This window comes from Tistlia sp. (genome assembly GCF_040905785.1).
In the GTDB taxonomy this organism is placed as follows: Bacteria; Pseudomonadota; Alphaproteobacteria; order Kiloniellales; family DSM-21159; genus Tistlia.
In genome coordinates this window covers 1-21,560 of the sequence record NZ_JBBDQW010000031.1, presented here as the reverse complement: position 1 = coordinate 21,560, position 21,560 = coordinate 1, and the positions used below count along the sequence as shown (strand labels likewise).

General features: G+C 71.4%; 23 protein-coding genes and 1 riboswitch. Of the genes, 15 read left to right on the top strand and 8 right to left on the bottom strand.

Annotated elements, in window-relative coordinates:
- Positions 1-45 precede the first annotated feature (45 nt).
- From xerD to WD341_RS07930, 5 genes are all read left to right on the top strand, one after another.
- Positions 46-1,011 carry a site-specific tyrosine recombinase XerD gene (gene xerD / locus WD341_RS07950; RefSeq protein ID WP_368424906.1) on the top strand — a complete coding sequence of 322 codons (966 nt, stop codon included), beginning with the start codon at positions 46-48 and terminating at the stop codon, positions 1,009-1,011.
- Positions 1,012-1,081: 70 nt separating this feature from the next.
- Positions 1,082-2,065, top strand: a complete 984-nt coding sequence (locus tag WD341_RS07945) for a CoA ester lyase (protein ID WP_368424905.1) — start codon at positions 1,082-1,084, stop codon at positions 2,063-2,065.
- A 149-nt stretch (positions 2,066-2,214) separates the two neighbouring features.
- A complete protein-coding gene (locus WD341_RS07940) occupies positions 2,215-3,579 on the top strand; it encodes a cytochrome ubiquinol oxidase subunit I (RefSeq protein WP_368424904.1) in 1,365 nt (454 codons plus the stop codon).
- A gap of 12 nt (positions 3,580-3,591) precedes the next feature.
- A complete protein-coding gene (gene cydB, locus WD341_RS07935; RefSeq protein WP_368424903.1) occupies positions 3,592-4,599 on the top strand; it encodes a cytochrome d ubiquinol oxidase subunit II in 1,008 nt (335 codons plus the stop codon).
- Between the two features lie 10 nt (positions 4,600-4,609).
- Positions 4,610-4,723, top strand: coding sequence for a DUF2474 family protein (locus tag WD341_RS07930; protein ID WP_368424902.1), 114 nt, complete (start codon positions 4,610-4,612; stop codon positions 4,721-4,723).
- A gap of 7 nt (positions 4,724-4,730) precedes the next feature.
- Here WD341_RS07930 and WD341_RS07925 read toward each other — a convergent pair whose 3' ends face one another.
- On the bottom strand, positions 4,731-5,705 hold the full coding sequence (locus tag WD341_RS07925) for an ABC transporter substrate-binding protein (protein ID WP_368424901.1): 975 nt from the start codon (positions 5,703-5,705) through the stop codon (positions 4,731-4,733).
- An 81-nt stretch (positions 5,706-5,786) separates the two neighbouring features.
- Positions 5,787-5,900: riboswitch (TPP riboswitch) on the bottom strand.
- Between the two features lie 183 nt (positions 5,901-6,083).
- Here WD341_RS07925 and WD341_RS07920 point away from each other — a divergent pair.
- Positions 6,084-6,461 carry a hypothetical protein gene (locus WD341_RS07920; RefSeq protein ID WP_368424900.1) on the top strand — a complete coding sequence of 126 codons (378 nt, stop codon included), beginning with the start codon at positions 6,084-6,086 and terminating at the stop codon, positions 6,459-6,461.
- A 211-nt stretch (positions 6,462-6,672) separates the two neighbouring features.
- Positions 6,673-7,629, top strand: a complete 957-nt coding sequence (locus WD341_RS07915; protein ID WP_368424899.1) for an acetyl-CoA carboxylase carboxyltransferase subunit alpha — start codon at positions 6,673-6,675, stop codon at positions 7,627-7,629.
- A 75-nt stretch (positions 7,630-7,704) separates the two neighbouring features.
- Here WD341_RS07915 and WD341_RS07910 read toward each other — a convergent pair whose 3' ends face one another.
- The 4 genes from WD341_RS07910 to secA all read right to left on the bottom strand — a co-directional run bounded on the left by WD341_RS07910 (position 7,705) and on the right by secA (position 12,187).
- Positions 7,705-7,893, bottom strand: coding sequence for a hypothetical protein (locus WD341_RS07910; protein ID WP_368424898.1), 189 nt, complete (start codon positions 7,891-7,893; stop codon positions 7,705-7,707).
- Between the two features lie 98 nt (positions 7,894-7,991).
- Positions 7,992-8,459 carry a hypothetical protein gene (locus WD341_RS07905; protein ID WP_368424897.1) on the bottom strand — a complete coding sequence of 156 codons (468 nt, stop codon included), beginning with the start codon at positions 8,457-8,459 and terminating at the stop codon, positions 7,992-7,994.
- A gap of 64 nt (positions 8,460-8,523) precedes the next feature.
- Positions 8,524-9,384, bottom strand: a complete 861-nt coding sequence (locus WD341_RS07900; RefSeq protein ID WP_368424896.1) for a lipid kinase — start codon at positions 9,382-9,384, stop codon at positions 8,524-8,526.
- A 28-nt stretch (positions 9,385-9,412) separates the two neighbouring features.
- Entirely contained in the window at positions 9,413-12,187 is a 2,775-nt protein-coding gene (secA, locus tag WD341_RS07895) for a preprotein translocase subunit SecA (RefSeq protein WP_368424895.1), read from the bottom strand.
- Positions 12,188-12,499: 312 nt separating this feature from the next.
- Between secA and WD341_RS07890 the strand changes: the two genes are divergently transcribed.
- The 3 genes from WD341_RS07890 to WD341_RS07880 all read left to right on the top strand — a co-directional run bounded on the left by WD341_RS07890 (position 12,500) and on the right by WD341_RS07880 (position 15,392).
- The gene (locus WD341_RS07890; RefSeq protein WP_368424894.1) at positions 12,500-13,393 is read left to right on the top strand and encodes a peptidylprolyl isomerase; all 894 of its coding nucleotides are present in this window, start codon (positions 12,500-12,502) and stop codon (positions 13,391-13,393) included.
- A 54-nt stretch (positions 13,394-13,447) separates the two neighbouring features.
- Complete coding sequence (gene argJ / locus WD341_RS07885) at positions 13,448-14,680, top strand: bifunctional glutamate N-acetyltransferase/amino-acid acetyltransferase ArgJ (RefSeq protein WP_368424893.1); 1,233 nt, start codon at positions 13,448-13,450, stop codon at positions 14,678-14,680.
- A gap of 259 nt (positions 14,681-14,939) precedes the next feature.
- A complete protein-coding gene (locus tag WD341_RS07880) occupies positions 14,940-15,392 on the top strand; it encodes a (deoxy)nucleoside triphosphate pyrophosphohydrolase (protein ID WP_368424892.1) in 453 nt (150 codons plus the stop codon).
- 68 nt (positions 15,393-15,460) lie between these two features.
- On the opposite strand, the gene WD341_RS07875 is transcribed toward WD341_RS07880, so the two are convergent.
- Positions 15,461-16,411 (bottom strand): methyltransferase domain-containing protein, encoded by a 951-nt coding sequence (locus WD341_RS07875; protein ID WP_368424891.1) that lies wholly within the window; start codon positions 16,409-16,411, stop codon positions 15,461-15,463.
- Positions 16,412-16,446: 35 nt separating this feature from the next.
- Here WD341_RS07875 and WD341_RS07870 point away from each other — a divergent pair, with 35 nt between their 5' ends.
- The 3 genes from WD341_RS07870 (at position 16,447) to WD341_RS07860 (ending at position 18,503) form a co-directional block, all read left to right on the top strand.
- Positions 16,447-17,253, top strand: coding sequence for a ComF family protein (locus WD341_RS07870; RefSeq protein WP_368424890.1), 807 nt, complete (start codon positions 16,447-16,449; stop codon positions 17,251-17,253).
- A 108-nt stretch (positions 17,254-17,361) separates the two neighbouring features.
- Positions 17,362-17,631, top strand: a complete 270-nt coding sequence (gene grxC, locus WD341_RS07865; RefSeq protein WP_368424889.1) for a glutaredoxin 3 — start codon at positions 17,362-17,364, stop codon at positions 17,629-17,631.
- Positions 17,628-18,503: a carbon-nitrogen hydrolase family protein gene (locus tag WD341_RS07860; RefSeq protein ID WP_368424888.1), complete on the top strand. Its 876-nt coding sequence runs from the start codon at positions 17,628-17,630 to the stop codon at positions 18,501-18,503. Before grxC ends, WD341_RS07860 begins: the two co-directional genes overlap by 4 nt.
- Before the next feature lie 30 nt (positions 18,504-18,533).
- Here the strand turns inward: WD341_RS07860 and WD341_RS07855 are convergent, their stop codons facing one another.
- Positions 18,534-19,079, bottom strand: coding sequence for a class I SAM-dependent methyltransferase (locus tag WD341_RS07855; protein WP_368424887.1), 546 nt, complete (start codon positions 19,077-19,079; stop codon positions 18,534-18,536).
- 49 nt (positions 19,080-19,128) lie between these two features.
- Here WD341_RS07855 and WD341_RS07850 point away from each other — a divergent pair, with 49 nt between their 5' ends.
- Complete coding sequence (locus WD341_RS07850; protein ID WP_368424886.1) at positions 19,129-19,569, top strand: DUF1178 family protein; 441 nt, start codon at positions 19,129-19,131, stop codon at positions 19,567-19,569.
- A gap of 21 nt (positions 19,570-19,590) precedes the next feature.
- Here the strand turns inward: WD341_RS07850 and ubiG are convergent, their stop codons facing one another.
- Positions 19,591-20,352, bottom strand: coding sequence for a bifunctional 2-polyprenyl-6-hydroxyphenol methylase/3-demethylubiquinol 3-O-methyltransferase UbiG (ubiG, locus tag WD341_RS07845; RefSeq protein ID WP_368424885.1), 762 nt, complete (start codon positions 20,350-20,352; stop codon positions 19,591-19,593).
- 143 nt (positions 20,353-20,495) lie between these two features.
- Between ubiG and WD341_RS07840 the strand changes: the two genes are divergently transcribed.
- On the top strand, positions 20,496-21,560 hold a 1,065-nt coding region (locus WD341_RS07840; protein WP_368424884.1), incomplete at its 3' end, for an aspartate kinase.

Below are 21,560 nucleotides of genomic sequence, written 5' to 3'. Positions count from 1 at the left end.
CGCGGGCGGGGGCATCGCGGCCGGGGGGACCGCGACGGGACGCGCTTGGATCACGTGGAAGCCTTCCTGGAGATGCTCGCCGCCGAGCGCGGCGCGGCCGCCAACACCCTGGAGGCCTATCGCCGGGACCTGGAGCATCTGGCCGGTTTCCTGGCACCGCGCGGCCGGGCGCCGGCCGAGGCCGGCGCCGAGGACCTGCGCGGCTATCTGGCGGCGCTGGAGACGGCCGGACTGGCGCCGCGCACCGCCGCGCGCCGCCTGTCGGCGCTGCGCCAGTACTACCGCTTCCTGCTCGGCGAGGAGCGCCGGTCCGACGACCCGACCCTGCAGCTGGCAAGCCCGCGCCAGGGGCGCAGCCTGCCGAAGATCCTCAGCGAGGCGGAGGTCACCGGCCTGCTCGAGGCGGCGCGCCGGCGGCGCGGGCCCGAGGGCCTGCGCTTGGTCGCGATCCTGGAGCTGCTCTACGCCACCGGGCTGCGCGTCTCCGAGCTGGTCGGGCTGCCGGCCGCCGCCGTCGCCCGCGACCCGCGCCTGCTGATCGTCAGCGGCAAGGGCGGCCGCGAGCGCATGGTGCCGCTCAGCGAGCCGGCCCGCGCGGCGCTGCTCGCCTACGAACCGGCGCGGCGCAGCTTCCTGCGCCGCCCGAGCGACGAGCGCTGGCTGTTCCCCTCGCGCGGCGGCGACGGCCACCTGACCCGCCACCGGGTCGCCCAGCTGCTCAAGGAGTTGGCCGTCGAGGCCGGTACCGACCCCTCCAAGGTCTCGCCGCATGTGCTGCGCCATGCCTTCGCCAGCCACCTGCTCGCCCACGGCGCCGACCTGCGCGCAGTCCAGCAGATGCTCGGCCACGCCGACATCTCGACGACGCAGATCTACACCCACGTGCTCGACGAGCGGCTGAAGTCCCTGGTCCAGGACCGCCATCCGCTGGCCGCCCGGCCCGCGGAGGGCCCTCGCCGCGCTCCCGGCGCCGGGCCGGGCGGCGGGAGGGCGGGCGGCGAAGGCGGTTGATTCCGCCCCGGGCCTTGGCTACAGCGGAGGCTCCCGGCCGCGGCCGGCCAGCCGAAGGGAGCAGCGGCCCATGAGCTTCACCGTGGTCGAGCCGGCAACGGCGCGCCTGAACCGCAGCGAGCTGGCGGTCCCGGCCTCCAACTATCGCTTCATCGAGAAGGCGGCGGACTCGGCCGCCGACGTCGTGTTCCTCGACCTCGAGGACGCCGTCGCACCCGACGACAAGGCCCAGGCGCGCAAGAACGTCGTCAAGGCGCTCAACGAGATCGACTTCGGCAAGCGCACCCTGTCGCTGCGCATCAACGGCCTCGACACGCCCTACATGTACCGCGACGTCGTCGACGTCATCGAGCAGGGCGGCGAGCGGCTCGACCTGATCATGATTCCCAAGGTCGGCACCTACGCCGACGTCTACGCCCTCGACATGCTGGTGACCCAGGTCGAGGACGCCATCGGTCGGGACAAGCGACTCGGCTTCGAGCTGATCATCGAGACCGCGCTGGGCATGGCCAACGTCGACGAGATCGCCGCCGCCAGCGCCCGCAACGAGTCGCTGCATTTCGGCGTCGCCGACTACGCCGCCTCGACCAAGGCGCGCACGACCAATATCGGCGGCCCGAACCCGCTGTACGGCGTGCTGACGGACGCCGCGGTCGCGGGCGCGTCGCGCGATTTCCATTGGGGCGACATGTGGCACTACGCGATCGCGCGCATGGTGGTGGCGGCGCGCGCCGCCGGCATCCGCCCGGTGGACGGCCCCTTCGGCGACATCCGCGACGCCGAGGGCTACCGGGCCCAGGCCAATCGCGCCGCGGTCCTGGGCTGCGAGGGCAAGTGGGCGATCCATCCCAGCCAGATCGAGCTGGCCAACGCGCTCTTCACGCCCTCCGAGGAGGAGATCGCCCGGGCCGAGGCGATCCTGTCGGCGATGCAGCAGGCCAAGCGCGAGGGCAAGGGCGCGGTCACGCTCGACGGCCGGCTGATCGACATCGCCTCGATCAAGCAGGCCGAGGTCCTGGTCGACAAGGCGCGGCAGATCGCCGAAGCCGGCTGAAGCGCCGCCCTCCTGCAACCGCAGGGCCGCGGGAAGCGTTGCCCCGAGGAGCCGTCCCTCCCGAGGCCTCGACCCGAGGCGATGGAGGGCGGCCGGCGCGGCCGGCGGCGTGCTAGGCTCCGCGGGTCCAGATCGGGAGGCGCCGCGCGATGGAATTCGACCCGCTGCTGCTATCGCGCATTCAGTTCGCCTTCACGATATCCTTCCACATCGTCTTCCCGGCGATCACGATCGGCCTCGCCAGCTACCTCGCCCTGCTCGAGCTGCTCTGGCTGCGCACCGGCGAGGCGCGCTTTCGCGACCTCTATCGCTTCTTCAGCAAGCTCTTCGCGGTCTGCTTCGGCATGGGCGTGGTCTCGGGCGTCGTGCTCAGCTACCAGATCGGCACCAACTGGTCGGGCCTGTCCCAGGCGGCCGGCAACATCCTGGGGCCGCTGCTGGCCTACGAGGTGCTGACCGCCTTCTTCCTGGAAGCCGGCTTTCTCGGAGTCATGCTGTTCGGCTGGGATCGGGTCGGCCCGCGACTGCATTTCCTGGCAACCTGCATGGTCGCCGTCGGCACCCTGATCTCGTCCTTCTGGATCCTCTCGGCGAACTCCTGGATGCAGACGCCGGCGGGATTCGAGCTGGTCGACGGCTACTTCCGCCCGACCGACTGGCTGGCCGCGATCTTCAACCCCTCCTTTCCCTACCGGCTGGTCCACATGATCCTGGCCGCCTACCTCTCGACCGGCCTGCTGGTCGGCGGCATCGGCGCCTGGCACCTGCTCAAGGGGCGCGAGGAGACGCGCACGCGTACCATGCTCGCCATGTCGGTGTTGTTCGTCGCCGTGGTGGCGCCGCTCCAGATCGTCGCCGGCGACCTCCACGGCCTCAACACGCTGGAGCACCAGCCGGTCAAGGTCGCGGCCATGGAGGGTCACTGGGAGACGCGCCCGGGCGCGCCCCTGGTCCTCTTCGCGCTTCCCGACGAGCGGAGCGAGAGCAACCGCTTCGAGCTCGCGATCCCGAAGCTCGGCTCGCTGATCCTGACCCACTCCTGGGACGGTGAGGTGCGCGGGCTGAAGTCCTGGCCGGCGGACGAGCGCCCGCCGGTCGCGATCGTCTTCTGGTCGTTCCGGGTGATGGTCGCCTGCGGTCTCGCGATACTCGGAATCGGGCTCGTCGGCGCCTTCCTCTACTTCCGGCGCCGGCTCTACGACACGCGCTGGTTCCTCTGGCTGGCGCTGGCCGGCTCGCCGCTCGGCCTGATCGCGATTCTGGCCGGCTGGATCACCACCGAGGTCGGACGGCAGCCCTGGGTCGTCTACGGCCTGCTGCGCACCGCCGACGCATTGGCGCCGCTTTCCGGGGGCAGCGTGGCGGCCTCGCTGGCCGCCTTCGTCGTCGTCTACCTCGGCGTCTTCGGGGCCGGCACCTGGTACCTGGGACGAATTGCGGGGCAGGGGCCGGCCTGGTCGGAGCCGCCGGCCGAGCACGTCGATGCGCCGGGCATGCGCCTGCCGCGCGAGTAGGAGGGGGCTGGAATGGATATCGACACGCTGCTGCCGATGCTCTGGGCCGGAGTCATCGTGTTCGGCGTGATGGTCTACGTCCTGGCCGACGGCTTCGATCTCGGCATCGGCATCCTGTACCCCTTCGCCGGCGACGAGCTCGAGCGCGACCGCATGATGAACTCCGTGGCGCCGGTGTGGGACGGCAACGAGACCTGGCTGGTGCTCGGCGGCGCGGGCCTGCTGGCGGCCTTCCCTCTGGTTTACTCTGTGGTGCTGCCGGCCTTCTACCTGCCGCTGGTCACCATGCTGCTGGCCCTGGTGTTCCGGGGCGTCGCCTTCGAGTTCCGCTTCCGCTCGACCCGGCGCAAGGGCTTCTGGTCCGGCGCCTTCTTTTTCGGCTCGGCGATCGCGACCTTCGCCCAGGGCGTCGTGCTCGGCGGCTTCGTGCGCGGGATCCCTGTCGAGGACGGCGTCTACGCCGGCGGCACCTTCGACTGGCTGGCGCCCTTCCCGCTGTTCGTCGGCCTGGCGCTGGTGTTCGGCTACGGGCTGCTCGGCGCTGGCTGGACGATCCTCAAGACCGAGGGCGCCCTGCAGGCGCGGGCGCGGCGCTGGTCGGCCCTGCTGCTGCCGGTCGTGCTGCTCGCCATGGCGGTTGTCAGCCTGTGGATGCCGCTCAGCGACCCGGCGGTCGCCGACCGCTGGTTCGGCTGGCCGAACATCGCCTTCCTCTGGCCGGTGCCGGTCGCCGTGCTGGCGGTGGCGATCTTCCACTGGCTGGCCCTGGCGCGCGGCAGCGAGGTCTGGCCCTACGTCAGCGCCGCCGTGCTGTTCCTGCTCGGCTTCCTGGGCCTCGGCGTCTCGCTCTGGCCCTACGCGATCCCGCGCGAGGTCGACATCTGGGAGGCCGCGGCGCCGGTCTCGACACAGATCTTCTCCCTGGTCGGCTTCGCCGTGATGATCCCGGTGATCCTGGCCTACTCGGCCTGGAGCTACTGGGTGTTCCGCGGCAAGGTCCGCGACGAGGGCTACCACTGAGGCGCCGGCGATGAGCGAGCGCGGGCGCCGGCTGCTCTGGTTCCTCGGCCTGTGGTGCGCCGGCGTGCTGGCGGTGGCGGCTCTGGCCTACGGCCTGCGTGCGCTGATCGCGCCCTTCTTCTGAGCCGCCCTCACTCCGGCATGCGCAGATAGCTCTCCACCGGCGGCAGCGCGCCGACCACGCCCTGGTCCTGCAGGAACCGGGCGAAGCGGCGGTAGCGGCCGGCGTCGCCGGCCGCCGGGCGCAGGGCGAAGCGCGGCAGGGTGTCGGTCCAGGCCAGGCGATTGAGCTCGTCGTCGAGATCCTCCTTGTAGGCGACGAACAGCTCCCAGCTCTCCTCGGGGTGGTTGATCAGGTATTGCACGCCGCGCTCCAGGGCGCCCAGGAAGGCGGCGTCGCGCGGGTCGGGCTGGACGTCGCTGCGCGCCACCAGGATCAGCTCGTCATAGGCGGGCACGCCCTCCTCCTCGACGTAGAAGAAGCGGCCGGCGCCGCCGGCCAGGCGCAGCTGGTGCTTCTCGAAGTTGCGGTAGGCGCCGATCACCGCGTCGGTCTGCCCGGCCAGCAGGGACTGTCCGAGGGCGAAGTTGACGTTGATCAGCTCGATGTCCTCGAGCCCGAGGCCGTGCGGCGCCAGCATCGCCGCCAGCAGCGCCTCCTCGAACCCGCCGACCGAGTAGCCGACCCGCTTGCCCTTCAGGTCGGCGAGCGTCTCGATCGGGCCGTCGGCCAGGACCAGCAGGGTGTTGAGCGGCGTCGCGACGAGCGTGCCGATGCGCGTTAGCGGCAGGCCGGCGCCGACCTGGATGTGCAGCATCGGCTGGTAGCTGACCGCGACCTCGGCCCGACCGGCGGCGACCAGCTTGGGCGGGTCGTTGGGGTCCGCCGGCTCGAGCAGCTCGACCGCCAGGCCTGCCTCCTCGAAGAAGCCCTTCTGCAGCGCCACCACCAGCGGCGCGTGGTCGGGGTTGAGGAACCAGTCGAGCAGCACGCGGTAGCCGGTCTCGTCGGCGCGGGCGGAGTGGGAAGCGGCGCCGGCCAACAGCAACAGGGCGGCCAGCAGGCACCTGGCAAGCAAGGCCCGGGCAAGGGCGAGAGCTCTCATGGGATATGTCCTCCGTCGTCTCGTTGGGCGGGGCGACGGGGAAAGACGGAAACGGGCGGGGGCGCGACATCGTCGCCGGAGGCCGATTTCCGGTTCCTTCCCTGCGCCGGCATGACCCGGATCAGGTTCTAAGGGTCACCGCCACGGCCGGCGGACTCTCAGCCCTCGCATGCGAGGACACCCCTAGGAACAGCGAGGCGCAGCATGCCTAGTAACCGGACTTTAGACAAGGGTGCTGGCGACCCTCGGCACAGCAAGATGTGCTGATTTAAATTCGGCCCAAAGCTATCACTGTGAGTAAAACTCTTTACAAGCTGTGCTTATGGGCATATACTCAGACACATGCTCAGCAACAATGTACTTTGAGAGGATGTTCCAGTGAAGGTGAGCGCAAGAGGCTGGAATCGTGACATGGGGCAGAACCGTCTCGCTTCGTTCAAGGTGGAGGATGCGAAGCACGTGCAGGCCGGTAAAATTCGAATATCGATGGAGCAGCAGCAGACGGATTTTGACGGGGACGAACTTTCTGTATGCTGGGGTAGGAAAGTCGTACTGAACGGCGATTACTTTATGACGCTGAGTCTCACTAAGAATGACGTTGCAGAAATATTCAAGAGGACATTTGGGGAAACGGTGACGATGGAGATCCTGGATGAGTGCGGCATCACACTGGAGGGGCGGGAGGTAGTAAAGGACTGGGGGGAAATCACATTGCGAGATCTTCTTGAGAGAGTGCAGGGCATGGAGGACACCTAAGGCGCGCCCTGTGAAAGACCTCCTCGACCAAACTGATCTCGCGTTGCGACTGCTCTGGAATCGGAGATCGCAGACGTTCGGAGATTGACCGGCGACTGCTCATGTGGCAGCGCCCACACGCCTTCCCATTCCCCGGTTGGCCGTTGTATCTGGCGTAGAGCCATGGAAGCGGTGTGACACCGCCCTGGGCTGTGCTATGTCGGGCTCCGCCATGCGCCATTATCTCGATTTCGAAAAGCCGATCGCCGAGCTCGAAGGCAAGATCGAAGAGCTGCGCCACCTCTCGGACGCCGGCGAGCTCAACATCGCCGACGAGGTCGCGCGCCTCCAGGGCAAGGCGGAGCGCCTGCTGCGCCAGACCTACACCAAGCTTTCGGCCTGGCAGAAATGCCAGGTCGCGCGCCATCCGGAGCGGCCGCACTCGGCCGACTACCTGGCCGCGCTGGTCGAGGACTTCGTGCCGCTCGCCGGCGACCGCCTGTACAGCGAGGACAAGGCGATCCTCGGCGGCCTCGGCCGCTTCCGGGGCCACTCCTGCGTCGTACTCGGCCAGGAGAAGGGCCACGACATGCAGAGCCGCGTGACCCACAACTTCGGCATGCCGCGGCCCGAGGGCTACCGCAAGGCGCAGCGCCTGATGCTGTTCGCCGAGCGCTTCAGGCTGCCGCTGCTGACCTTCGTCGACACCGCCGGCGCCTATCCCGGCATCGGCGCCGAGGAGCGCGGCCAGGCCGAGGCGATCGCGCGCTGCATCGAGCTCAGCCTGCAGCTCAGGGTGCCGGTGATCGCGACGGTGATCGGCGAGGGCGGCTCGGGCGGGGCGATCGCTCTCGCCACCGCCAACCGCGTGATCATGCTGGAGCACTCGATCTACTCGGTGATCAGTCCGGAAGGCTGCGCCTCGATCCTCTGGCGCTCGGCCGAGCAGAACCAGGAGGCCGCCGAGGCGCTGCGCCTGACCGCCCAGGATCTGGAGCGGCTCGGCGTCATCGACCAGATCGTGCCCGAGCCGCTGGGCGCCGCCCACCGCGGGCGCGGCAAGACCATGACCGCGGTCGGCGACGCCATCGAGGAGGCGCTGCACGCCCTGCGCCGACTCGATGGCGGCACGCTCAGGGTCCAGCGCCGCGACAAGTTCCTGGCGATGGGCCAGAAGGGCCTGGGCTGAGGCTCTGCGCCCCACGTCCGGAGCCTGTCGAGGGACGTGAAGGCGCCGAGCCCGGGCCAGCTACCCACGGGGCGGCTATCCGAAGATCAGGTCGTAGATCACCGAGAGCCCGCCGTAGAGCGGGATGAAGATGCTGAGCACAACGTTCAGGAGGCTCTCCTGGATCGCCCAGTAGACGGCGCCGACGAAGCCGCCGAAGGCCCAGAGAACGTAGAAGAAGACGGCGACGGAGCCGCCGGCCAGCGCTGCGGCCTTGAGGTTCACGGTGAGGTCTCCCGGTAGGTGCCTGCCGGAGGCAAGACGAGCCCCGAGCCCGGTTGGTTCCAGGCCCCGGTCACGCCAAGTCCCGGGTCAGGCCCAGGTCAGGCCCAGGTCAGGATGGCCGCGAGGCGCAGGCGGGCAAGGTCGCTGCCGGTCTCGACCGCGAGCCGGCCGAGGCCGCCGAGCAGCTCCTCGGTCTCCGGCCCGATCTCCTCCAGCGACAGCGCCTCCGCGGCGGCGGCGACCAGGGCCTCCTCGGCCTCCTCCGCCTCGCGCAGGATCTCGACCGTGCTGTTGGTCGAGAAGGTCTCGCGCAGCGAGGCCAGGGCGTCGCGCGCGAGGTCGCGCTCCGGGTCGAAGTCGTCGGGCAGCTCGCCGTGGCTGCGGATCATCGCCTCGAGCTGCTGGAGCAGCCGCTCGTGCTGCTGCGGCGCGTCGGCCAGGGCGTCGGCGTCGAGCAGCGTGTCGTCGAGCCCCGTGCCGACCCGCTTCAGCACCTCGATCGCCCCGTGCAGGGCGCGCGCGACATCCTCCAGCGCAACGGTCCATTCGTCCTTGATCGTACTCATCGCCTCGGCCTCGTCCGACTCCCGGTCCCCGGCGCGACGCCGGGGCGAAGGGCTATAGGTGAGTTCAAGGTACAAAGACCTCAAGCACCTTCGCCTCGACGGTGAAGGTGCAGGGCGTGTGCCCCGCTATCTCGCCGTCGAGGTTGATCCGGCGGCGCATCGGCGTCGCGATCGTGATCCGCTTGCCGCGCAGCGTCAGGACTTCCGGCCAGGGCCGCAGCTGCCCGGCGCGGATCCAGGGCGCGAGCCGCAGCATCCGCCAGAAGCCGACCGGCTTGATGGCGTAGAGGTAGAGCGTCTCGTCGTCGATCCGGCAGTCCTCGTCGACGACCAGGCCGCCGCCGAAGTTCGGGCCGTTGCCGACCGCGATGTGGATGAAGCGGCCGCGCGCGGTCTCGCGGTCGCAGCGGATCCGGGCGCGGAACGAGCGGTTCTGCTGCCAGGCCAGCCACAGGCTGACCGGGTAGCTCAGCAGGCCGAGGCGGCGCTTGCGCTCGCCGCTGTGGAAGCGCGGCACCTCGGCGCCCAGGCCGATGGTCGCGACATTGAAGAACAGCGTCCTGCCGGCGCGCCCGAGGTCGATCCGCTGGCGCTTGCCGGCCGCGATCACCTGGGCGGCCCGCTCGAGGTCGTCGGGAATGTGCAGGGCGCGGGCGAGGTCGTTGGCGGTGCCGAGGGGCAGGATGCCGAGCGGCTTGCCGGCGGCGACCAGGCTCTCCGCGAGGCCGTGGAAGGTGCCGTCGCCGCCGGCCACGACCAGGGCGTCGAACTCGTTGGCGCGCCGCTCGATCACCTTGCGCGCCGCGACCTCACCTTCCGGCCGCTCGATCTCGGTATCGAGGCCTGCGGCCTCGAGCGAGCGAACGGCGTCCTCGGCTTCCGCGGCTCGGCCGCTGTTCGGATTGATCAGGACCAGGCAGCGCATGGCGGTTCACCCGGTCGGTCGCGGGGGCTCAGGCGAGCTTGCCGTGGCAATGCTTGAATTTCTTGCCCGAGCCGCAGGGGCAGGGGGCGTTGCGCTGGACCTTGCCCCAGGTCGCCGGATCGCCGGGATCGACGGCGCTGGCCGCGGGCTTCTGGACCGGCCGGCGCGCCGGTTGGGCCGCGGCCTGGGCGCCGCCCTCGCGCAGCGGCGCACCGGCGCCGACCAACTCGGGCTCGCGCTCTCCCGGCCCCGGGCGCAGCGCCGGATCCTCGCGCGTCTCGTGCATCTCCTGGGGCGGCCGCTGCGGCGTCACGGCGGCCGGGTCCTGGGTGCGGATCGCGATGTGGCTGAGCAGGGCGGTGGTCTCCTCGCGCACCCGCACCAGCATGTTCTCGAAGAGGTCGAAGGCCTCCTTCTTGTACTCGTTCAGCGGATCGCGCTGGGCGTAGGCGCGCAGGCCGATGCCGTGGCGCAGGTGATCGAGGCTGAGCAGGTGGTCCTTCCACTGGCGGTCGAGCACGTTCAGCAGGATCTGCTTCTCGGCCAGGCGCATCAGCTGGGGGCCGAAGTTGACCTCCTTGGCCGCCATCTTGCGCTCGACCTCTTGGATCATGCGCTGGCGGATCTCCTCGTCGGCGATGCCCTCTTCCTTGGCCCACTCGGAGACCGGAAGGTCGAGCCCGAACAGGCGCAGCGCCTCCTCGTGCAGGCCGGCGACGTCCCACTGCTCGGCGTAGGCCTTGGCCGGGATGCAGCGCGTCACGACGTCGCCCAGCACTTCCTCGCGCATCGAAACGATGGTGTCCTTGACGTCCTCGGCGAGCATCAGCTCCTTGCGCTGCTCGTAGACGACCTTGCGCTGGTCGTTCATCACGTTGTCGAACTTCAGCAGGTTCTTGCGGATCTCGAAGTTGCGCGCCTCGACCTTCGACTGCGCCTTTTCCAGGGCCTTGTTGACCCAGGGGTGGACGATCGCCTCGCCCTCCTGCAGGCCGAGGCGGCGCAGCACGCCCTCCATGCGGTCCGAGCCGAAGATCCGCATCAGGTCGTCTTCGAGGGACAGGAAGAACTTCGAGGCGCCGGGATCGCCCTGGCGGCCCGAGCGGCCGCGCAGCTGATTGTCGATGCGCCGGCTCTCATGGCGCTCGGTAGCCAGGACGAACAGGCCGCCGGCCTGCTTGACGACCTGCTTGGCGGCCTCGATCTCGGCGTGGATCGCCGCGGCGGCTGCCTCGCGCGTCGCCTCGTCGGCCTCGGCGGGGATCTCCTGGGCAAGCCGCATGTCGGCGTTGCCGCCGAGCTGGATGTCGGTGCCGCGGCCGGCCATGTTGGTCGCGATGGTCACCGCGCCCGGCTGGCCGGCCTGGGCGATGACGAAGGCCTCCTGCTCGTGCTGGCGCGCGTTCAGCACGTGGTGCGGGATCTGCTTCTTCTGCAGCAGGGCGGCCAGCATCTCCGACTTCTCGATCGAGACGGTGCCGACCAGTACCGGCTGCTGTCGCTGCCGGCATTCCTCGATCTGCGCCACGATGGCGTCGAACTTCTCGGTGACCGAGCGGTAGACCTCGTCGTCGTAGTCGAGGCGCGCGACCGGCACGTTGGTCGGGATCTCGATGACCTCGAGCCGATAGATGTCGGCGAGCTCCTCCGCCTCGGTCATCGCCGTGCCGGTCATGCCGGCGAGCTTCGGATAGAGCCGGAAGTAATTCTGGAAGGTGATGGAGGCGAGCGTCTGGTTCTCCTGCTGGATCGTGACGCCTTCCTTGGCCTCGAGGGCCTGGTGCAGGCCTTCCGAGTAGCGCCGGCCCTCCATCGCGCGGCCGGTGAACTCGTCGACGATGACCACCTTGTCGTCCTTGACCAGGTAGTCGGTGTCCCGGGAGAACAGCTTGTGGGCGCGCAGCGCCTGGTTGACGTGATGCAGCACCCCGACGTTGGCGATGTCGTAGAGCGTGCCCTCGTTGAGCAGGCCGGCCTCGGCGAGCAGCGCCTCGATGTGCTCGACGCCGGCCTCGGTCAGGGTCACGGAGCGCTGCTTCTCGTCCTTCTCGTAGTCCTCCTCGACCAGGCCCGGCAGCAGCGCGTTGACCTGGCGGTAGAGCTCGGAGGAATCCTCGGCCGGCCCGGAGATGATCAGCGGCGTGCGCGCCTCGTCGACCAGGATCGAATCGACCTCGTCGACGATGGCGTAGCAGAACTCGCGCTGGACCATGTCCTCCAGGCGGAACTTCATGTTGTCGCGCAGGTAGTCGAAGCCGAACTCGTTGTTCGTGCCGTAGGTGACGTCCTTGGCGTACTCGAACCGGCGGGCCTCGTCGGGCAGGGCGTGGACGATGCAGCCGACGCTGAGGCCCAGGAACTCGTAGATCCGGCCCATCCACTGGGAATCGCGCTGGGCCAGGTAGTCGTTGACGGTGACCACGTGCACGCCCTTGCCGGCCAGGGCGTTGAGGTAGACCGCCAGGGTCGCGACCAGGGTCTTGCCCTCGCCGGTCTTCATCTCGGCGATCATGCCGCGATGGAGGACGATGCCGCCGACGAGCTGGACGTCGTAGTGGCGCTGGCCGAGGGTGCGCCGGGCCGCCTCGCGTACCGTGGCGAAGGCTTCGGGCAGCAGGTCGTCCAGGCTCTCTCCGGCCTCGAGCCGTGCCCGGAAGGCCGGCGTGCGGGCCCGCAGGTCCTCGTCCGAGAGCTTCTCGACCTCGGGCTCCAGGGCGTTGATCTGAAGCACCAGGGGCCGAAGCGATTTGACGAAGCGGTCGTTGGCTGAACCGAACAGCCGCTTTGCGATGGAGCCGATCATGAAGTCCTCGGGGCACGGGGCGTGGGCCGGCCGCCCTCGGAAGGGCGCCAGTCCTGCGGGGTCACAGATATGGCTCCCGACCGGGCCTGTCAACGAAACGCCCCGAGCCGAAGCCCCCGGCCGAGCCTCGCGCATGCCTTCGGGGCGGCTATCCCAGCGCCGCCTGCCCTTGTTCGCCGGCCCGTTATCTGCATAGTGCCGCCGATGCAGCGTGGCGGCCCCGTCCAGTCGATGGGCCGGCGCCGAGGCCCGCGGTCGCCACGACCCTATCCCGTCTCCTGCCGGAGCCGGCCCGCTCGAAAGGATTCCCCCATGCCCCGCTTCCCCTGGCTCGCCCCCGCGCTGTTCGGGCTCGCCCTCCTGGCCGTCCCGCAGCTCGCCGCCGCGCAGGACGGTGCCGCCGCGACCGGCGAGGACCCCGTGGTCGCCGTGGTCAACGGGCAGGAGCTGCGCCAGTCCGACGTGCTGCGCTCGGCCCAGGACCTGCCTGCGCAGATGCAGGCCCAGGTCGGCATGCTGTTCCCGGCCCTGATCGAGCGCCTGGTCGATCTGACCCTGCTGACCCAGGCCGCCCGCGACGCCGGCGTCGCCGAGGACGAGCGCGTCCGCGCCCTGGTCGCCGAGGCCGAGGCGGACGCCGTGCGCCGCGTCTACCTGGAGGACCAGATCGAGGAGGCGCTGACCGAGGAGAAGCTGCAGGACGCCTACCAGGCCTACCTTGCCGAGAACCCGGCAGCCGAGCAGGTCAAGGCCCGGCACATCCTGCTGGAAACCAAGGAGGAAGCCGAGGCGGTCATCGCCGAGCTCGAGGAGGGCGCGGAGTTCCAGCAGCTCGCCACCGAGCGCTCGACCGGCCCCTCGGGACCCCAGGGCGGCGACCTCGGCTGGTTCGCCAGGGACCAGATGGTGGCGCCCTTCTCCGAGGCCGCCTTCGAGCTGGAGACCGGCGACTACACCCGCGAGCCGGTCGAAACCCAGTTCGGCTGGCACGTGATCCTGGCCGAGGACCGCCGCGAGGCGCCGGCGCCGAGCCTCGAGGAGGTCGAGGCCGAGCTGCGCGAGCAGGTCGCGCGCGGCGTCATCGACGAGCAGGTCAAGGCCCTGCGCGAGGAGGCCAGCGTCGAGATCATGCAGCCGGCGGCGCCGGATGCGGCGGCCCAGCCGGGGGCCGAGGAGCCCGCGGCCGAGGAGCCGAAGGCCGAGTAGTCCGGGGCAGCCGGCCGCAGGGCTGCGCGTGCAAGCCACAGCAAGGACGTCGTCATGAGCAAGGTCTCGCCGCTTGCGCCGGAGCGCTTCCCCGAGCTGCCGCCGGTCGCCGGCGTCGAGATCGCCACGGCCGCCACCGGGATCCGCTACAAGGGTCGCGACGACCTGCTGCTGCTGCGCTTCCGGCCGGGCACCACGGCGGCCGGCGTGCTGACCCGCTCGCTGACTGCCAGCGCCCCCGTGCTCTGGTGCCGCGAGGCCCTGGCCGGCGGCGCCGCCGCGCTCGGCCTGCTGGTCAACGCCGGCAACGCCAACGCCTTCACCGGCGCGCGCGGCATGGCCTCGGTCGAGCGCCTGCTCGGGGCCCTGGCCGAGACCCTGGGCGGGCGCCGCGAGCAGCTCTACGTCGCCTCGACCGGCGTCATCGGCGAGCCGCTACCGGACGAGCGCATCGCCAGCCACCTGGGGGCGCTGAAGGGGCAGCTGGGCGGCGACGGCTGGGACCGCGCGGCGCGGGCGATCATGACCACCGACACCTTCGCCAAGGGCGCCGTGCGCACCGCCCGGATCGGCGAGACCGAGGTCACGCTGGTCGGCATCGCCAAGGGCTCGGGGATGATCGCGCCCGACATGGCGACCATGCTCGCCTTCGTCGCGACCGATGCCAGGCTGCCGGTTGCGGTGCTGCAGAGCCTGCTGAAGCGCGGTGCCGACCGCTCGTTCAACGCCATAACGGTCGACGGCGACACCTCGACCAGCGATACCCTGCTGGCTTTCGCCACCGGCGCCGCCAGCCATCCGCCGGTCGAGGGGCCCGGCTCGCCGCTCCTGCGCGGCTTCCGGCAGGCGCTCGAAGCGCTGCTGGGCGATCTCGCCCTGCAGGTCGTGCGCGACGGCGAGGGCGCGACCAAGCTGGTCGAGATCGCGGTGAGCGGCGCCGCCAGCGGCCGGGCGGCGAAGCGCATCGCGCTGTCGATCGCCAACTCGCCGCTGGTCAAGACCGCGATCGCCGGAGAGGACGCCAACTGGGGCCGCATCGTCATGGCCGTCGGCAAGGCCGGCGAGAAGGCCGACCGCGACCGCCTGCGCATCGCCATCGGCGGCGTCACCGTGGCCAGCGAAGGCCAGCGCGTCGAGGGCTACGACGAGACGCCCGTCGCGGCGCACATGAAGGGGCGGGAGATCCTGGTCGAGGTCGACGTCGGCATCGGCCGCGGCGCCGCGCGGGTCTGGACCTGCGACCTGACCCACGGCTACATCGACATCAACGGCTCGTACCGGAGCTGAGGGGACTGGCGGTGGGCCTCGAACATGTGAGCGTGGCTCGGCCGGCGCCTTTCGCGCTTGCATGGTTCGACAAGCTCACCACGAAGCGCGCCTCGGGCTCCGCGACAAGGCCTCCGTCGCTGGCATGGTTCTACAGGCTCACCATGAAGCGCGCGCCGGATCCCACGACGAGGCCTCCGTCGCTTCGTGGTGAGCCCTTCACCCTGAGCCTGTCGAAGGGCGAACCATGCAAGCCTGCGGGCTGCGACGGAGCCGTCGGGTGACCGGCGGCGGCTGCTGGGAGGCCGCCGCGCGGGAGGCCGAGCCGGCGGCAAAGCCGGTCGTGCTGGTCGCCGCGGTCGCGCTGATCGACGCCGACGGCCGGGTGCTGCTGGCGCAGCGGCCCCTTGGCAAGGCCATGGCCGGCCTCTGGGAGTTCCCGGGCGGCAAGGTCCAGGCCGGCGAAACCCCCGAGGCGGCGCTGGTGCGCGAGCTCGCCGAGGAGCTCGGCCTCGACACGCGCAGCTCCTGCCTCGCGCCGATCGGCTTCGCCTCGCACGGCTACGAGGACTTCCACCTGCTGATGCCGCTCTTCGCCTGCCGGGTCTGGCAGGGCGACCCGCAGCCGCTGGAAGGTCAGCGGCTCGCCTGGGTGCGTCCGGCGCGCCTCGCCGACTACCCGATGCCCCCGGCCGACCTGCCGCTGGTCGCCCAGCTCCGCGACCTCCTTTAGCAAAGGGCGGCCGGAAGGGGGCGGCGCCGCTTGCCAGCGGGCGGCCGGCTCGCGATCATCGCGGCAGATCAGGATTTCCCGGAAGGAGGAGGCCCGGCCTGTCCTGTCGGAACGACCTTGTCGCCGGCGGGGCGCTCGACCGTCTCGAGCGCCTCGGCCAGGCGTTGCGCGGCGCTGCCGGGCCGCAGCGGCCGCTGCTGGGAGGCGTGGGGCGCCCAGGCGGTCAGGTAGAGCACCTGGAAGCTCGCCGAGACGCGCCCGTCGGGCCCGGCGAAGTGCTCGGCGTAGAGCTCGGCGGCGCGCAGCAGGGTCTCGCGCCGGGTGAAGCCCTTGCGGCCGGCGGCCAGGGCGCTGCTCTCGCCCATGCCGCGCAGGTCGCGCATCAGCGCCAGGGCGCTCTCGTAGGTCACCTCCAGGGTGTCGCTGTCGACCACCGGCAAAGCGAAGCCGGCGCGCTGCAGCAGGCCGCCCACGTCCCGCAGGTCGGCGAAGGGCGAGACGCGCGGGCCGGCGCCGCCGCTGATCTCGCCGTCGGCCTCGACCAGGGCGGCGCGCAGGCCGCCCAGCGTCTCGCCGCCGAGCAGCGCCGCCAGGAACAGCCCGTCCGGCTTGAGCGCCCGGCGGATCTGCAGCAGGGCGCCGGGCAGGTCGTTGACCCAGTGCAGGCTGAGCGCGCTGGCGACCAGGTCGAAACTGCCGGCGTCGAAGGGCAGCGCCTCCTCGTCGGCGACCAGGGCGGCGGCCCCGGTCGCCGCCGCGCGCCGGGCCATGGCCTCGGACAGGTCGCAGGCGACGGTCCGCTCGATGCCGCCGCGTCCCGCCATGGCCTGCATCAGCTCGCCGCCGTGGCAGCCGAGGTCGAGCGCCAGCGGAAAGCTGCGGCGGATGTCGTCGAGCCGCTCGGCGAGGCGGCCGGCGACCTCGCGGACCAGGAAGTCGTGGGCCGGCCAGGCCGCGGCGGCGCGCTCGCGGTGGCGGCGCACGACGGCGCGGTCGAAGGGGCGCTGGCTGTCCGACATGCCCGGCGATATGGCAGCCGGCGGGGCCGCTGGCAATGACCGGCGCCGCGCCGCCCGGCCGCCTCGCCAGGTCTCGCCTGCTCCAGGCTGGCCGGCTCTGGGGCCGCCGGCTGTGGCGCGGCGTGCTCGACGCGCTGCTGCCGCCGCGCTGCCTGGCCTGCGGCCGGACCGTCGACGAGCCCGGCCGGGTCTGCGCCGACTGCTGGGGCGGCCTGCGCTTCCTCGGCACGCCCTGCTGCCGGCAGTGCGGCCACCCCTTCGAGTTCGAGCCCGCAGTCGACCTGGCCGGCGAGGCGCTCTGCGCGGGCTGCCGGCGCAGCCCGCCGGCCTTCGACCGAGCACGCGCCGCCCTGGCCTACGATGCCGCCTCGAAGCCCCTGATCCTGCGCTTCAAGCATGCCGACCGCACGGACGCCGCCCCCGCCTTCGCGCTCTGGATGCGCCGGGCCGGCGCCGAGCTGCTGCAGGAGGCCGAGCTGGTGGTGCCGGTGCCGCTGCACCCCCGGCGCCTGTTCCTGCGCCGCTACAACCAGGCCGGCCTGCTGGCCCAGGGGCTGGCCCGGCTCGGCGGCAAGCCCTATGCGCCGCTGCTCCTGGTCCGGCGCCGGGCGACGCCGTCCCAGGGACGGCTCAGCCGGCGCCGGCGCAAGCTGAACGTCGCCGGCGCCTTCGCGGTGCCGCCGCCGGCACGCAGGGCGCTCAAGGGCCGGCGGGTGCTGCTGGTCGACGACGTGCTGACCACGGGTGCCACGCTCTCGGCCTGCGCGCGCACCCTCAAGCGCGCCGGCGCCGCCTCGGTCGACGCCCTCGTGCTCGCCCGGGTCGTGCGCGCCCGACCCTGAGGAGCGTCTGGGAGAGCCTCGGCGCTGGCCGGGCCTGACTTCGCCGCCCGCCTTGCCTATATCGCCTGCCAGGATCACTCTGCCCTGAGCCACTACGGAGCTGCCGCGATGCCCAAGGTCGAAGTCTATTCCTCCGCCTTCTGCCCCTTCTGCTACCGGGCCAAGAAGCTGCTCGCCGACAAGGGCGTCGCCTTCGAGGAGATCGACGTTATGATGAACCCCTCGCGCAAGTCCGAGATGGTCGAGCGCGCCGGCGGCCGCACCTCGGTGCCGCAGGTCTTCGTCGATGACCAGTACCTGGGCGACTGCGACCGGCTCTACGCGCTCGAGGCGCGGGGCGAGCTCGACGCCCGCCTGTCCGGTGGGGCCGGCCAGTGACCGGCCCGGCTGCCGGAAACGGCGGGACCTCGTTCAAGGTCGCCTGCGTGCAGATGACCAGCAGCGACAGCCTGGCGGAGAACATCGAGGCGGCCAGCGCGACGATCCGCGAGGCCGCCGCCGCGGGCGCCCAGCTGATCCTGACGCCCGAGAACACGCCGATGATGACCCTGCGGCGCTCGGAGAGCCTGGCCGCCGCGGCCCCCGAGGAGGACCACCCGGCCGTCGCCGCCTTCTCGGCCCTGGCCGCCGAGCTCGGCCGCTGGCTGCTGATCGGCTCCTCGACCGTGCGGCTCGAGCCCGAGCTCTGCGCCAACCGCTCGCTGCTGTTCGCGCCCGACGGCTCGGTCGCCGGCCGCTACGACAAGATCCACATGTTCGACGTCGAGATCCCGGACGGCCAGACCTACCGGGAGTCCAAGACCTTCCGGCCGGGCCGCGAGGCGGTGCTGGCCGAGCTGCCCTGGGGCCGGCTCGGCATGACCGTCTGCTACGACCTGCGCTTCGCCGCGCTCTACCGCAGCCTAGCCCAGGGCGGCGCCAGCTTCCTGTCGGTGCCGGCCGCCTTCACGGAGTTCACCGGACGGGCCCACTGGCACGTGCTGCTGCGCGCCCGGGCCATCGAGACCGGCTGCTTCGTCTTCGCGCCGGCCCAGTGCGGCACCCACGCCGGCGACCGCAAGACCTACGGCCATTCGCTGATCGTCGCGCCCTGGGGCGAGGTCCTGGCCGACGGCGGCGAGGCGCCCGGCTTCGTCACCGCCGAGATCGATACCGCCGCGGTCGCCGAGGCGCGGCGCATGGTGCCGGCGCTGCAGCACGACCGCCCCTTCGCGCCGCCACGGCAGGAGCTCCGCCAGGCCGGCGAGTAGGAATCCCTGGCTGCGGCGGCGCAGCCCGGTTCAGCCGGAGCGGGCGGCGATTCGCTGGATCGCCGCCGGGCGCGGCACGCTCACGGTCAGGTCCTCGTAGGCCAGCACCCGCAGCCGGCCGCGCACCACCTCGAGCAGTTCGCCGGGCGCCAGCAGGAAGTCCGGGTTGCTCGGGCGGCCGAAGGCCTCGTTGCCCTGGGCGAAGGTCTCGTAGAGCAGCAGGCCGCCGGGCGCGACCGCCTCGACCAGGGCGGGCAGCAGCGGCCGGTGCAGGTAGTTGGTCACGACAACGGCGGCGAAGCGCCTGCCGGCCAACGGGAAGCGCCCGGCCTCGAGATCGGCGGCCACGACCTCGAGGCGGGGGTCGGCGATCGGCGCCAGCGTCGAAACGTCCCGGTCGAGCGCGACCACGCTATGGCCGCGGCCGAGGAACAGCCGCGAGTGACGGCCGCCGCCGGCCGCCAAGTCGAGCACCGGCCCACCGGCCGGCACCAGCGCCGCGAAGCGGGCGATCCAGGCCGAGGGCGTCGCCTCGGCCCGGTGCCCGGTGCGACAGCCTGCTTTACCTTCCGTCACGCGATCGCCATCTATCATTCGTCGACCCTGAGGACCTGCGGCCGAGGCCATGATTCTCTACAGCCTGCGTTGCGACAACGAGCACGAATTCGACAGCTGGTTCAAGGACGGTGCCGCTTTCGATGCGCAGGCGGAGCGCCGGCTGGTCGTCTGCCCGAGCTGCGGAACCGACAAGGTCGAAAAGGCGATCATGGCGCCCCGGCTCGCCCGCGGCCGTGCCGCCGCGCCGCCGCCGCCGCCGGAAAAGCAGGTCGCCTCCGATCCCAGGGCCACGGAGCTGCGCCGCGCGCTGCTCGACCTGCGCCACCGCGTCGAGGCCAGCTGCGACTACGTCGGGCCCCGCTTCGCCGAGGAGGCGCGGCGGATTCACTATGGCGAGGCCGAGGCACGGGGGATCTACGGCGAGAGCACGCGCGAGGAGGCCGAGGCCCTGGCCGACGAGGGCGTCGAGGTCGCCAGCCTGCCCTGGATCGACACCGGCGACGCCTGAGGGGTTTGGTCCGGCCGCCGGTCAGTCCCGCTCGGCCCACAGCAGGTAGCTGACGTCGAGATCCCGGCGCGACAGGTGCCAGCTCTCGCTCAGCGGATTGTAGACGATGCCCTGGACGTCGCGCACCGTCAGGCCGTGCGGGCGCAGGCCGGCCGCGACCTCCGAGGGTCGCAGGAAGCGCCGCCAGTCGTGGGTGCCGCGCGGCACCCAGCGCAGCAGGTACTCGGCGGCTACGACTCCCAGCAGGAAGGCCTTGCCGGTGCGATTGAAGGTCGAGAGCACGAGGCCGCCGCCGGGCGCGACCAGGGCGGCGCAGTCGGCCAGGAAATCGGCCGCCTCGGCGACGTGCTCGACCGTCTCCAGCGCCAGCACGAGGTCGAAGGTGCGGCCGATCTCGACCAGCTCGGCCGCCGTCGCTTGGCGGTAGTCGATCGCCAGGCCCTGCGCCTCGGCGTGCGCGCTGGCGACGGCGATCGCCGCCGGCGTGGCGTCCAGGCCGGTGACCGTGGCGCCGAGCCGGGCCAGGGGCTCGGTGACGAGGCCGCCGCCGCAGCCGACGTCGAGCACGCTCAGGCCGGCCAGCGGGCGTTCGCCCAGCGGCTCGCGGCCGAAGCGCCGGCAGACGCGGTCGCGGATGTAGGCGAGGCGCGTCGGGTTCATCCGGTGCAGCGCGCGCGAGCGCCCGGCCGGGTCCCACCAGTCCTCGGCCAGGACCGAGAAGCGCTCGACCTCGGCCGGATCGACCGTGGCCTGTGAATTTTTCCGCCCGGGAGTTGCCGTCACCACTCGCTCGCTTGCCTTTCCGCGTGTCTGTTCAGTATGGATAGCCGCGAATCGCGCGGCAAGGCAGCCTGGCCCCTCGCCGCGCTTCCGGCGCTTCGGCGCCGTCGCCCTCGGGTCCACCGCTTTTTCAGGCCTCTTGAACCATGGCCCGCATCGTCATGAAGTTCGGCGGCACCTCCGTCGCCGACCTCGAGCGCATACGCCACGTCGCCGGCAAGGTCGCCGCCGAGGTGGCCGCCGGCCACCAAGTCGCGGTCGCCGTCTCGGCGATGGCCGGCGTCACCAACCAGCTGGTCGGCTACGCCGGCGCGGCCTCCCGGCTCTACGACCTGCGCGAATACGATGCGATCGTCTCCTCCGGCGAGAACGTGACCGCGGGCCTGCTGGCCATCGTGCTCCAGGATATGGGCGTCCAGGCCCGCTCCTGGCAAGGCTGGCAGATTCCCATCGTCACCGACAACGCCCACGGCTCGGCACGCATCGAGCGCATCGAGGTCGAGGATCTGCTGCGCCGCATGGCCGAGGGCGAGGTCGCCGTGGTCGCCGGCTTCCAGGGCTTCGAGCCCGTGCGCCGGCGGATCACGACCCTGGGCCGCGGCGGCACCGACACCTCGGCGGTCGCGCTCGCCGCGGCGCTGGCGGCCGAGCGCTGCGACATCTACACCGACGTCGACGGCGTCTACACCTGCGACCCGCGCATCGTGCAGCGCGCGCGCAAGATCGATAGGATCACCTACGAGGAGATGCTGGAGATGGCGTCGCAGGGCGCGAAGGTCCTGCAGACCCGCTCGGTCGAGATGGCGATGAAGCACCGGGTGCCGGTCCGGGTGCTGTCGAGCTTCGAGGAGGGCACCGGCACCCTGGTCGCGGACGAGGACGAGAGCGTGGAAAAGGCAGTCGTAAGCGGGGTCACCTACAGCCGGGACGAAGCCAAGATAACCCTGCGCAACGTCACCGACCGTCCCGGCGTGGCGGCGGCGATCTTCGGGCCGCTCGCCGAGGCCTCGGTCAACGTCGACATGATCGTCCAGAACATCTCGGCCGACCAGCAGACCACCGACATGACCTTCACGGTGCCGCGGGCCGAGCTGGCGCGCGCGACCGACGTCATCGAGGCGCACCGCGAGCGTTTCGGCTTCACCGACATCTCGGTCGACAGCAACGTCGTCAAGGTCTCGGTGATCGGCGTCGGCATGCGCAGCCACGCC